9 protein-coding genes are annotated in these 12,646 nt (G+C 64.2%); 7 read left to right on the top strand and 2 right to left on the bottom strand.

Features of this window, described 5'->3' with window-relative positions; genetic code table 11:
• The coding region (locus SBI67_RS28855) for an AMP-binding protein (protein WP_318983868.1) at nt 1-948 on the bottom strand (948 nt) is incomplete at its 3' end.
• 289 nt (nt 949-1,237) lie between these two features.
• Between SBI67_RS28855 and SBI67_RS28850 the strand changes: the two genes are divergently transcribed.
• Entirely contained in the window at nt 1,238-1,990 is a 753-nt protein-coding gene (locus SBI67_RS28850) for an alpha/beta fold hydrolase (RefSeq protein WP_318983863.1), read from the top strand.
• Between the two features lie 12 nt (nt 1,991-2,002).
• Here SBI67_RS28850 and SBI67_RS28845 read toward each other — a convergent pair whose 3' ends face one another.
• Nucleotides 2,003-4,321, bottom strand: a complete 2,319-nt coding sequence (locus tag SBI67_RS28845; RefSeq protein WP_318983862.1) for an ATP-binding protein — start codon at nt 4,319-4,321, stop codon at nt 2,003-2,005.
• 367 nt (nt 4,322-4,688) lie between these two features.
• On the opposite strand from SBI67_RS28845, the gene SBI67_RS28840 reads away from it, so the two are divergent.
• The 6 genes from SBI67_RS28840 (at nt 4,689) to SBI67_RS28815 (ending at nt 12,639) form a co-directional block, all read left to right on the top strand.
• Nucleotides 4,689-6,491 carry an acyl-CoA dehydrogenase gene (locus SBI67_RS28840; protein WP_318983861.1) on the top strand — a complete coding sequence of 601 codons (1,803 nt, stop codon included), beginning with the start codon at nt 4,689-4,691 and terminating at the stop codon, nt 6,489-6,491.
• 32 nt (nt 6,492-6,523) lie between these two features.
• Nucleotides 6,524-8,149, top strand: a complete 1,626-nt coding sequence (locus tag SBI67_RS28835) for a fatty acid--CoA ligase (RefSeq protein WP_318983867.1) — start codon at nt 6,524-6,526, stop codon at nt 8,147-8,149.
• A gap of 37 nt (nt 8,150-8,186) precedes the next feature.
• Nucleotides 8,187-9,098, top strand: a complete 912-nt coding sequence (locus tag SBI67_RS28830) for an AraC family transcriptional regulator (protein ID WP_318983866.1) — start codon at nt 8,187-8,189, stop codon at nt 9,096-9,098.
• A 146-nt stretch (nt 9,099-9,244) separates the two neighbouring features.
• Nucleotides 9,245-9,808, top strand: a complete 564-nt coding sequence (locus tag SBI67_RS28825) for a flavin reductase family protein (RefSeq protein ID WP_318983860.1) — start codon at nt 9,245-9,247, stop codon at nt 9,806-9,808.
• An 18-nt stretch (nt 9,809-9,826) separates the two neighbouring features.
• Nucleotides 9,827-11,419: a 4-hydroxyphenylacetate 3-hydroxylase family protein gene (locus tag SBI67_RS28820; RefSeq protein ID WP_318983859.1), complete on the top strand. Its 1,593-nt coding sequence runs from the start codon at nt 9,827-9,829 to the stop codon at nt 11,417-11,419.
• Nucleotides 11,420-11,535: 116 nt separating this feature from the next.
• The gene (locus tag SBI67_RS28815) at nt 11,536-12,639 is read left to right on the top strand and encodes a mandelate racemase/muconate lactonizing enzyme family protein (RefSeq protein WP_318983858.1); all 1,104 of its coding nucleotides are present in this window, start codon (nt 11,536-11,538) and stop codon (nt 12,637-12,639) included.
• The last annotated feature ends 7 nt before the right edge of the window (nt 12,640-12,646 follow it).

The following is a 12,646-nucleotide window of genomic DNA, read 5'->3' as shown; positions in this document are numbered from 1 at the left end:
CCCCTGACGAATGACGCAGCCCAGCCGCTGTTCAGCGCGGGCAACGATATCGGCGTCAACGGGGGCCGCACCGCACACACCGTACTTCAGCGACGTCCCCCCATCGAGGTCCAAGTGATCGGAACTGGCAATGGCCAACAGCATCGGCGGCACGAAGTACCCACGCGTCGCACCGTGCCGCTTCACCACGCCGAGGAACTCCTCGAGCTCAAAACGAGCAAGCGTGACCACGGTCGCTCCACTCAACAGACTGAAGTTGAGAACCATCGTGAAACCCAAGATGTGAAAGAACGGAGGCACCGCCACCACCACGTCGTCGGGACCGATTGGCCAGACGGCACGTGACTGGGTGAGGTTGGCCACCAGATTGCGATGGGTGAGCTGCACCCCCTTGGATTTCCCGGTGGTTCCGCTGGAGAACGGCAACACAGCGACCGCCGTCGCAGGGTCCAGCCTCGGCGACCGGACACCGGCGCCGGTGTGCAGCAGCTCGTCGAACGGCCGCGCCGAATTACCGAACGACAAAACATGCTTCACACCGGCCACCGCCGCAGCATCAGACGCACGCGACACCGCCTCCTCAGACGAAACGACGGCGCACACCTTCGCGGCCATCAACTGCTTGGCCACTTCGTCAGCGGTGGAGACCGGATTGATCGTCGTAACCGCCACACCGGCCGTTAGAGCCGCGTGCGCGGCAACGGCAAACCGCGGCTGGTTATAGCTCATCACCGCCACGGTGTCCCCGGGCCGCACCCCCAGCTCCGCGAACCCTGCCGCAGCGGACCGGACCGCCTCACACAACTCGGCATAGGTGAACCGTTCACCGGTGTGCCCGTCGATCAGCGCAACCCGATCACCGAACCGCTCCGCGGCACCCCCAAGCACCAACTCGGAGACCGTCGTCTCAGGAACCGTGATCTCAGGATAGGGACTGTCGTAGATCATGCTGAGGCCTGACGTGCGCGAAATGCGTTCTCCAGCAAGGAAATACGGGCGACACCAACGCTCATCCGGTCGAGTGTATTCAGTTCGTCGAACCAGCCGGCGACGGTCACCTGGCCTCCTTCTCACAACACACTTCTTGGAAGGCGACCGAAGCCGGCGGACTTGCACCGCGCGGACACGACCACCCATCGAGTTACTGGCATGCTAGCCTGCTAGGCGTTAACGGCCCGAGGGACCCCTGGCAAGGGTCTACCCCCGAGGGGGCTGACAGCTTCGGAGGCAGGGCGCCATGGATGGCCGTGAGACACCGGCGCTTCACGTCGACGTTCGCGGCAGCGGGCCACGGACCCTCTGGGTGCACGGCGCGATGTCGAACGCCGCCCGAACGTGGCGACTGCAAACCGATCTCGTCGACCGGTGGACGATGCTCCTCGTCACCCGGCGCGGCACGCCACCAGGACCGTCATCCGGAGACGATTTCGACGCGGATGCCTACGATATCGGCGAGCTGCTCCGCGCCGCCCCCGCCCACGTGGTGGCCCACAGCTACGGCTGCATGGGTGCGATCATCGCGGCCGGCCGAGATCCGCACCGGATACTGTCGCTGAGCCTCCTCGAACCGCCGGCATTCCATCTCGTGAATTCACCGGCAGCGCGGTCGTACATGGCCGAATTCGAAGAGCTTCAGCGACTTAGTTCGCCGGCCGACTTCCGCGCAGCCTTCATGCGCATGCTCGGACACCCCGCCCCGGACCCGCGTCCTCTGGACGCGGAGACCGAGACACTCATCCGTCTGACCATGCGGTCGATAGCTCCCTGGAAAGCCGAATTGCCGTTGACGGATCTGGTGGCGGGTAAGGTCCGCACCCTGGTGGTGACCGGCGCCCATGATGCGCTGTACGAAGACGCCGCCAATGAGATCGCCCTGCGGCTCGGTGCGCATGCGCACCGAGCCGTCGTCGAGGGTGCGGGTCATCTCGTACCGCAGATGGCACAGGAGCTCAACCTCTTGCTGGAGGAATTCTGGCTTGAGGTTGACTGATCGAACCAGTGTCTAGCGTGGCAACGGGTGCCGGGCCATCCAGGCCGCCACTTGAGAGCGGGACGCAAAGCCCAACTTGGAGAGGATGCGCTCAACGTGCCCGTCGGCTGTGCGCTTGGAGATGATCAGTCGTTCGGCGATCTCCCGGTTGGATAGACCAAGCTCGACCAACGCCGCAACTTCGAGTTCCCGCTTCGTCAGTGGTTCGCTCGGCAGGCGCGCTGACCTGTGCACTCCGTCGAGGACCCCGAGCACGAAATCGATCGCCTCGTCGACCTCCATCGGCCTGTACGCGTGGGAAGTGTCCACCTGCGCAGGATCGGCGGACGCGGGAGAGTGCGCCGCCGCGAAACCGGACAACTGTGGTCCGAAGGCATCGATGGAGGTTCCCATTGCCTGCCACAGCCCCTTGGCCGTGCGCGTGAGCACCCGGCAACGGCCGAACTGACGGCGGTCGTAGGCGATCCACCCGAGTAGGTCGGTAGTCAGCGCGACCGCGATACCGTCGCCGAAAGTGCGTCGCAGGTCCAACACTCGGCGCGCCGAGCGCTCCGCCTCGTCATAGTGGCCGAGGGACCAATGTGCCAGTGCCGCTGCCCATTCGGCATATCCACGCGCCGAGCGTTCACCGTGCCGTTCGCAGAGGCTCGCGGCGTCACGGGCTTCGGCGAGGGCTCGGTCAGCCGCGCCGTCGGCGACCAAAGCGCTGGCAAGCATGTATCGTGCCGTCAGTTCCATCTCGCGATCGCCGCGGGCAGCGTGATCTTCCACCGCTCGGCTGAACCCACGCACGGCAGCGACCGTGTCACCGGCAAACAAATCCCGCAGCGCCGTCCAGTGCCGCACGTGCGCGCCGAACACGTCATCATCGGACTCCACGGCGTACGACCCGAGCTCGTTCAACCAGGTAACGGGAGATTCGTGGTCTCCCTGCAGCAGGGCGATCCAGGTAACGACCCACAGACAGTGCGCCCGAGCGGCCGATGGTGCCGTTTCGGCCTCGAGCATGGATTCGATGCGCATCCTGCCCTCTGCGAGTCGTCCGTTCGACAACCACTGATAACGCAACCGGCCCAGCAGTTCGAGCGCGACCTGCCCTTCTGACGGAGTCGTAGCGCTCCAATGCACAGCGGCCACGTAGCTGGGGTGATCAAGGCTCATCTGTCGAATCAAACTGTTCTGATCGGGTCCACACCACTGCGTCAACATTCCGGCGGCGCGATGCAGCATCACGTCGCGGTGACGTCGGTGCAACTGCTCCGTCTCGCCGGATTGGTCCGCCATTTCCGCAGCGACCTCCCGGACGGCGGCCGGCAGGTAGTAGCGCATGGTCCCCGCTCCGCGGTCGGTCAGCACGATCGACTGGGCGACGAGCCGGTCGATCGAGTCGAACACGTCGTCAGCTCGCAGCTCGCCGAAAGCACAGACCTGTTCGGTGAGTTCGAGGTCGAACGTCGACGGAAACACCGCCAGTCGGCGCCACAACACCTGCGCGGTGCCGTGACACAGGTCGTAGCTCCAATCCACCATCGCCCGCAGCGATCGGTGGTGCGACATCGAATTGACATCGGAAGCGGTCAGGGAGGTCAGCCGCTTGCGGAACCGCTCGACAACCTGCTCGACCGTGAGGGACCTCAGCTTGGCCGCCGCCAACTCGATGGCCAGCGGCGATCCCTCCAGCAACCGGCATAGCTCGATCACGGCGTCGGCGTTGACGGCAGTAACGCCGAAATCAGGGTCGACGGCGACGGCGCGTTCGACGAGCAAGCTCACCGATCCGTCGGCGACCAGCTGCTCGGCCGGCGTTCCGGGCTCGGGCACACTCAACGGAAGGACCGGGCGCAGCACCTCGCCCACCACGCCCAGGTGCTCGCGACTGGTGGTGATGACACATAGGTTCGGCGCCGCCCGCAGCAGCACGGGCACGGTAAGGCGCACTGCGTCGATGACATGTTCACAGTTGTCGAGGACCAATAGCACTCGGCGTTCGGGGAGGAAAGACAGCAGCTTGTCGAGCGGCGGCGTCGCCGACTGATCGCTGATTCCCAGAGCACTGACGATCGCACCCTCGACATCGTTGGTGCCCGCTCCGACGCTCAGATCGGTCAGCCGGACCAGCCAGGCGCCGTCGGGGAACTTTCCCTGCCCACGATGCGCTACTTCCAGAGCGAGCCGGGTCTTGCCGACACCCCCAGGTCCGGTAAAGGTGATCAACCGCGACTGGGCCAGCATCTTCTGCGCTGCTTCCAGATCGGTGCGGCGAGCCACGAGTCGATTCAACGGCGGGCCCACCCGCTCGCCCCCACGTCGCTGGCTCCACGATGAGCTCATACCGAGATCCTAGGTTGCTTCTCCCCCTGCACCGAGAAATCGGGTTTCTGCCCGTTCGGCATTCACGTGTGAACGATGCCGCTTCGGTGCGACGAAGTCACCGCCGCATCGCCACGGGTACGCGTATCCATACCTGAACCCATACCTGTCTCTGATCAACCGCCGGATCGGCTGCCGGAACGCCCAATAATGACGTCATGGCATCCGGATGTGACGCGATACCGCTGGAACGAGACTTACCAGCCGGCAATGTGCGCGCATGCCGACGCCGCGTCGCCATGCCAGGGGGTCGAGCGGTTGGCCAGACTCGTTCCGCTGCGCGGCACGACACGTCGACCACCCTGTCATCGCTAGGTGCAATCAAGCGATGAAGTCGAAGCTGATGTCGCGCCGTGATCTGGACTTTCTGCTCTTCGAGTGGCTGCGGGTCGATGAGTTGCTGAAGCGACCGCGATTCGCCCATCACAGCAGTGACACGTTTGCCGACGTGCTGACTCTTTGCGAGGAGCTAGCCGAGCACCATTTCGCGCCGCACTATAAGCGCAGCGACGTCGAGGAACCCACCGTGGAAGGCGGAGTCGTCAGCGTCCTGCCCGACGTCAAAGATGCGTTGCGCGCATTCGCAGACACCGAACTGCTCGCGATGAGCTTGGACGAACAATACGGCGGGGCCCAAGTGCCCGTGGTCGTGTCCACGGCAGCGTTCGCATGGTTCCAAGCCGCCAACGTCAGTACGCTCGGCTATTCCCTACTGACGTTGGCCAACGCCAACCTGCTCATCGAATTCGCAACCGAAGATCAGATCGCGGCGTACATACCGCCCATGCTCGCCGGTCGGTTCACCGGCACCATGTGCCTGTCCGAACCGCAGGCGGGATCGTCGCTCAGCGACATCACCACCCGAGCCGTCCCACAGGACGACGGCACCTACCGACTTTTCGGATCCAAGATGTGGATCTCGGCCGGCGACCACGACGCCAGCGAGAACATCGTGCACCTCGTGCTGGCCCGGGTGCCCGGATCACCACGTGGCACCAAGGGTATATCGCTGTTCATCGTGCCGAAGTTCCTCGTCGCCGAAGACGGATCGCTCGGCGAACGAAACGACGTGGTGGCGGCAGGCCTCAATCACAAGATGGGACAACGTGGACTGACCAACGCGGCGTTGAACTTCGGCGACGGCACCTTCGAGCCCGGCGGCACCTCGGGTGCCGTGGGATACCTCGTCGGGGAGCTGAACCACGGGCTGGCCTACATGTTCCACATGATGAACGAAGCCCGGCTGATCGTCGGTGCCGCCGCCACCGCGCTGGGCTACACCGGGTATCTCAAGTCGCTGGACTACGCCCGGACGCGGCCCCAGGGCCGTCCACTCGCGGCAAAGGATCCCGATATGGAGCCCGTGTCGATCATCGAACACCCCGACGTCAAGCGGATGCTGCTGGCGCAGAAATCCTACGTCGAGGGTGCGTTGGCCCTGGTGCTGTACTGCGCGCGTCTGACCGACCTCACCGCAGCCGCCGAGACCCCCGAGGAGCGCCGCGACGCCACCGAGCTACTCGACCTGTTGACCCCCATCACCAAGAGCTGGCCATCACAGTGGTGCGTTGCGGCCAACGACCTGGCCATCCAGATTCACGGCGGCTACGGGTACACGCGCGAATACGACCTCGAGCAGCTCTACCGCGACAACCGACTCAACCCGATCCACGAAGGCACGCATGGCATTCAGAGCCTGGATCTGCTCGGCCGCAAAGTGCGCCAGCACGGTGGTGCGGGTTTGACACTGCTGGAGCAGGAAGTCACCACGACGATCGCACGGGCCACCGCCTTCGGAGGTGAGCCGGCACAATTGGGTGAGCGACTTCAGGCGTCGTGGCAGACGTTGCGCGATGTCACCACCGTGCTGCTCAGCTGCGGTGACCCGACCGTGGCGTTGGCTAACAGCGCGCTGTACCTCGAGGCGTTCGGCCACATCGTGGTGGCCTGGTTGTGGCTCGACCAGGTGCTCGCCGCCCACGGCCGCGACGACGCCTTCTACGTCGGCAAGCGGTACGCGGCCCGTTACTTCTACCGGTACGAGTTGCCAAAGACCCACGCACAGCTGGAGTTTCTGGCCACACTCGATTCGACGACCGTAGAAGCAACCTTCGACGGCTGGGACGCGTAGATGGTGCGAAGGATTCACTCGTGAAAAGCACGATGCAGGACTACCCCCTGACCATCGGGGCCATCACCCGACACGGAACCACCATCCACACCCGGTGTCAGGTGAGAACCCGTCAGCCCGATGGGACCATGCGGGTCGCGACTTTCGCTCAACTCGGCCATCGCACAGCGCAATTGGCCAACGCACTGCGCACGGCGGGGGCCGGTACCGACACCGTGGTGGCCACCTTCATGTGGAACAACCAGGAGCACGTCGAGGCCTACTGCGCCGTCCCCGCGATGGGCGCGGTGCTACACACCCTCAATATCCGGCTCGCAACCGAGCAGCTCGTGTATATCGCCAACCACGCCGGCGACGAGATCGCCATCGTCGACGCCAGCCTCGCCGAGCAATTCTCCGAGATCGCGCCGCACGTGCCCACCCTGCACACCATCATCGTGACCGGTGATGCCGACCTGAGTGCTCTGATGCGTACGGAAAAACGCGTCGTGCGCTACGACGACATTCTCGATCAGGAGTCTCCCGCGTACGACTGGCCCGACATCGACGAGCACAGCGCCGCAGCCATGTGTTACACCTCCGGGACAACCGGCAACCCCAAAGGGGTGGTCTACAGCCACCGGTCCACCTATCTGCACACCATGGCGATCTGCGCCAAGGGCGCACTCGAAGTGGGACCCGGCGACGCCGTGTTGCCCATTGTGCCGATGTTTCACGCCAACGCGTGGGGGCTCATCTACGCCGCCCTGATGGCCGGCGCCGATCTCGTCCTGCCCGATCGCTTCCTTCACGCCGAACCGCTGGTCGAACTCATCGAACGCGAACGCCCGACGATCGCCGGCGCCGTACCCACGGTCTGGAACGACATCGTGCACTACCTCCAGGAGCGCCCCGACGCCGACATCTCGTCGTTGCGACTGGTCGGATGCGGCGGATCAGCAGTCCCCGTACACCTCATGCGCACCCTGCACGAGAAGTACGGAATCTACCTGGTACAGGCGTGGGGGATGACCGAAACATCGCCGTTGGCAACGATATCCAAACCAGCGTCAAGCTCAGAGGACAGCCAGTACTGGCAGCGCCGGGCATCCCAAGGTCGGCCGGCGTGTGGCGTGGAGCTACGGATCGTCGACTCCGACGGCGTTGTCGTCGGCCACGACGGGGAAGCCATCGGGGAGTTGCAGCTGAGGGGCCCATGGATTACGGGTGGGTACTTCGACTCGCAGGCTGACGACTCCTTCGACGCGGGCTGGCTGCGCACTGGAGACGTCGGCTCCATCGATGCCGATGGGTATGTCACCCTCACCGACCGCGTCAAGGACGTCATCAAGTCCGGCGGTGAATGGATCTCCTCGGTGCAGCTGGAGCTGGCCATCGCGTCGCACCCAGATGTGTTCGAGGCGGCCGTCATCGCGGTACCCGACGACAGATGGCAGGAACGTCCGCTCGCAGCGGTCGTGCTCGGCCAAACCGCAGATGTGACCATCGCCGAACTACAGGATTACCTGCGTGACAAAGTCGCGCGCTGGTGGATTCCGGAACGGTGGGCGTTCGTCGACCGGCTTCCTCGCACGTCGACCGGAAAGTACGACAAGAAGTGTCTACGCGAACAGCATCGACAAGGGCTGTTGACTCCCGTCGACCTCACCGGTCGCTGAACCCGATTCCGTGAAAGGAGCCGTCGTGGCCGCTCCTATGGTCCCGGTCAGCGCAGACTGGGCGGAAGTCTCACATGCTGTGGCGAACGCGTATTTCCCGCACGACCTGCATCCGCTCGGGCACGCGGGATCACGCGACGCACTCGCCCGCGGGGTTGATCTGGGACCGATCAGGATCGTGAATATCGGCTGGGGGACGGCCGTCTCCGTAACCACCACCCATCCCGGCGCTTACGCTGTCAACATTCCGGTATCGGGTCACCTGGAATCGGTTATCGGTCGCAACGAAGTCATCGCCACGCGCGACCGTGCCACCATCTTCCCTGCTGATACCCCAGCATGCATTCGTCGCTGGAGCGAATCATGCGTCATCATCGGGGTCCGATTCGACCGCGACTACCTTCATCGCGAGATCCACCGCTTGCTTGCCGAGCCGACGGGGCGTTTGCCCGACCACGTCGACCTCACCGAAAGGGCCGGTGCGGCTTGGGTACAGCTGGTGCGATGCTTGTCGGGCGACATGGCATCCGAACAGCATCCCCTCGTGCACGAACAGTTGTGTGCCGCGATCACGACCGCGTTTGTGCTTGCCGCGATACCCGAGAGCGGCACTCGGGCACCGGCATTGCAGCCCCGGATCGTCAAACGCGTCGCCGACCAACTGCGCGATGACCCGGCCCGCGCCTGGACGGCCGGCGACATGGCAGAGGTCGCCGGTGTCAGTGTTCGCCGTTTGCAGGAAGGGTTCCGGTCCTATCTCGGCGTGACGCCTCGCGAGCTATTGGTCGACATCCGCCTCACCCGAGTGCGAGAGGAGTTGCTGCGCGGTACCGACGATGCCACCGTGACATCGGCTGCCATGCGGTGGGGCTTCACCCACACCGGCCGCTTCGCCGCCGCCTATCGCCGCAAGTACGGCGAGTCGCCGTCCCAGACGCTGCACGCCTGACACACCTGGCGATCGCCGGCCTCGCCACGGTGTGTGACTCGGATCCCACTCGTCGCGCATTGTGGATGGTCACCGCGCATCCTGGCTCGACGCAGTCCTCTACGTCGAAATAGCCTGCGTGACAGCAATTGTGACGAAGGAGTCTCATGGGCGAGCAGTATGATCTACGGCGCATATTCGGTCAGTTCGCCAGCGGCGTCACCGTCATCACATGCCGTAACGGCGACGGCGAACCCCACGGCGCCACGGTCAACGCCTTCACGGCGGTGTCGTTGGAACCGCGCCTGTGTCAGGTGACGATGACCAGACGATCCAAGGCCTGCACATATCTCAGCGGAGCACCCTTCGCAGTCAACGTCCTGGCCAGCGATCAGGTCGACACCGCGATGCACTTCGCCGGCCGGCCCTGCGTCCGTGACCCCGCATGGGCCGAAGGCCCGACCGCTCCGATCTTGGCGGATACGTCGGCCACGTTATCTTGCCGTCCCTGGGCCGAGTACGACGGCGGTGACCACGTCATCTTCATCGGCGAAATCGTCGACGCCGTCGCTCACGACAAACCACCGCTCATCTTCTACCGCAGCACCTTTCACAGCCTCGGTGCGCCGTCGGCGCACGTGACATGGGCAGGCAGCGCCGACGACCCCGAGATCGGTTGGTTCGACGCCGCAACGGCCTTCACCCCCATCAACCTCCCGCACACCGTCTAACGCGAAGGAACACCAACCATGACCACCACCACGCCCGAAGCCGCAGCCGCCGATGGCTTGCCAGCTGACAGCGGCGCCGTCAACTACGCCAGCCGCCCCATGACCGGTGATGAATACATCGAGTCGCTGCGCGATGACCGCGAAATTTATCTGCACGGCGAACGTGTCACAGACGTCACCACCCACCCCGCCTTCCGCAACCCCATTCGCATGACAGCGCGGCTCTATGACTCACTACACGGCGGCGAGCACGTCGACGAGGTGACCAGCCCGACCGACACCGGCAACGGCGGCGTCACGATGCCGTTCTTCAAGACTCCGCACTGTTCCGAGGATTTGCTCAAGGAGCGCGATGCGATCGCCCGCTGGGCTCGCATGACCTACGGATGGATGGGCCGCAGCCCCGACTACAAGGCGTCGTTCCTGGGCACTCTGCACGCCAATAAGGAGCTGTACTCGCCATTCCAAGACAACGCCGAACGCTGGTACCGGGAGTCGCAAGAGAAGGTCCTGTACTGGAATCACGCCATCATCAACCCGCCGGTAGACCGTCAACTGCCACCTGACGAGGTCGGCGACGTGTACATGAAGGTCGAAAAGGAGACCGACGCGGGCCTTATCGTCTCGGGAGCCAAGGTCGTCGCCACGGGTTCGGCCATCACCAATTACAACTTCATCGCCCACTACGGCCTGCCCATCAAGAAGAAGCAGTTCGCCCTCATCTGCACGGTGCCGATGAGCGCGCCGGGAGTCAAACTGATCTGCCGGTCCTCGTTCACCCAGCAGGCCGCGGTCATGGGCACGCCGTTCGACTATCCCCTGTCGAGCCGCATGGACGAGAACGACACCATCTTCATCTTCGACAAGGTCCTGGTCCCTTGGGAAAACGTGTTCATGTACGGCGACGTCGACAAGATCAACGCCTTCTTCCCACAGTCGGGGTTCCTGCCTCGCTTCACCTTTCAGGGCTGCACACGACTGGCCGTCAAACTCGACTTCATCGCCGGACTGTTGATGAAGGCGCTCGACGCCACCGGCGCCGGCGGATTCCGTGGAGTGCAGACCCGGGTCGGCGAAGTGATCGGCTGGCGCAACCTGTTCTGGGCGTTGAGTGAATCCATGGCACGCGACCCCGAGCCGTGGGTGGGCGACACCGTCATCCCGAAGCTCGAATACGGCCTGACCTATCGCATGTTCATGATCCAGGGGTACCCGCGCGTCAAGGAGATCATCGAACAAGACGTTGCGTCGGGCTTGATCTATCTACCCTCCAGCGCAGCGGATTTCCACTCACCCGAGGTGCGCCCGTACCTCGACAAGTACGTCCGCGGATCCGACGGCATGTCCGCGGTCGAGCGCGTGAAGATCATGAAGGCACTGTGGGACTCGGTCGGCACCGAGTTCGGCGGTCGCCATGAGTTGTACGAACGCAACTACTCCGGCAACCACGAGAACGTCAAAGCCGAGCTACTGTTCGCCGCCCAAGGCCGCGGCGACGCCGCGGCGATGAAGGGGCTGGCCGAGCAGTGCCTGTCCGAATACGACCTGGACGGCTGGACGGTGCCAGATCTCATCGGCAACGACGACGTGTCCTACTTCGGCAACCGCTGAGCGACACGCCCTCCGCTACGAGTCCATTCGCAATGTTCACTCCCACCGGCGCGGACACGTTCGGTACCGCACCGCGCCAGTGGGAGCCCTAACCTGATGCCATCCAGAGGTGGACGATGAAGATCACCCGGGTCGAGGCGATCCCGTTCGCCATCCCCTACAAGAGGGCGCTGAAATTCGCATCCGGTGAGGTGCACGTCGCCGAACACGTACTGGTCCGCGTGCACACCGACGACGGGGTGGTCGGTACCGCCGAAGCCCCGCCGCGGCCCTTCACCTACGGCGAAACCCAGACGGGCATCGTCGCCGTCATCGACCAGATCTTCGGCCCGCAGATCATCGGGGTTTCACTGCTGCATCGCGAGGTCGTGAACGCGAAGCTTGCTCGCACCGTCGGCAATCCGACCGCCAAAGCCGCGATCGACATGGCTCTCTGGGATGCGCTCGGGCGAACTCTCGGCACCTCGGTGAGCGACATGCTCGGTGGGTTCACCGACCGCCTGCGGGTCAGCCACATGTTGGGCTTCGACGAGCCGGCGGCGATGGTCACCGAGGCGCAAAAGATGCACGACCTGTACGGGATTCGCACCTTCAAGGTCAAGGTCGGGCGCCATCCCATCACGATGGACACCGCGGTCGTCCGCGCACTGCGGAACCACTTCGGGGACGACGTCGAACTCTACGTCGACGGCAATCGCGGCTGGAGTGCATCGGAATCACTGCGCGCCATGAGAGAGATGGGCGACTTGAGCTTGCTCTTTGCCGAGGAACTCTGCCCGGCCGACGATGTGCTGAGCCGCCGATGGCTCGTCGAGCACCTCGACATCCCTTTCATCGCCGACGAGTCCGTGCCCACGGCCGCCGACGTCAGTCGCGAATTACTGGCCGGCTCGGCAACGGCTATCAGTATCAAAACCGCAAGAACCGGTTTCACCCAATCGCGGCGCGTGCACCATTTAGCCGAGGGGCTCGGCGTCGAGACGGTCATCGGCAACCAGATCGACGGTCAGATCGGCACTGCCTGTTCACTCGCCTTCGGCGCGGCCCACCAAACCACGTCACGATACGCCGCCGAGCTCTCGAACTATCTGGACATGAGTGACGACCTGCTCTCCGAGCCGCTGGGCATCCACGACGGAGCACTTCAGTGCCTCCCCGGCCCCGGCCTGGGAGTCGACATCGATGAAGACAAGCTCGCCCACTACCGCACCGACCGCTGACATCTCC

This window comes from Mycolicibacterium chengduense (genome assembly GCF_033741155.1).
Taxonomy (GTDB): Bacteria; Actinomycetota; Actinomycetes; order Mycobacteriales; family Mycobacteriaceae; genus Mycobacterium.
This window is presented reverse-complemented; position numbering and strand designations above follow the sequence as displayed.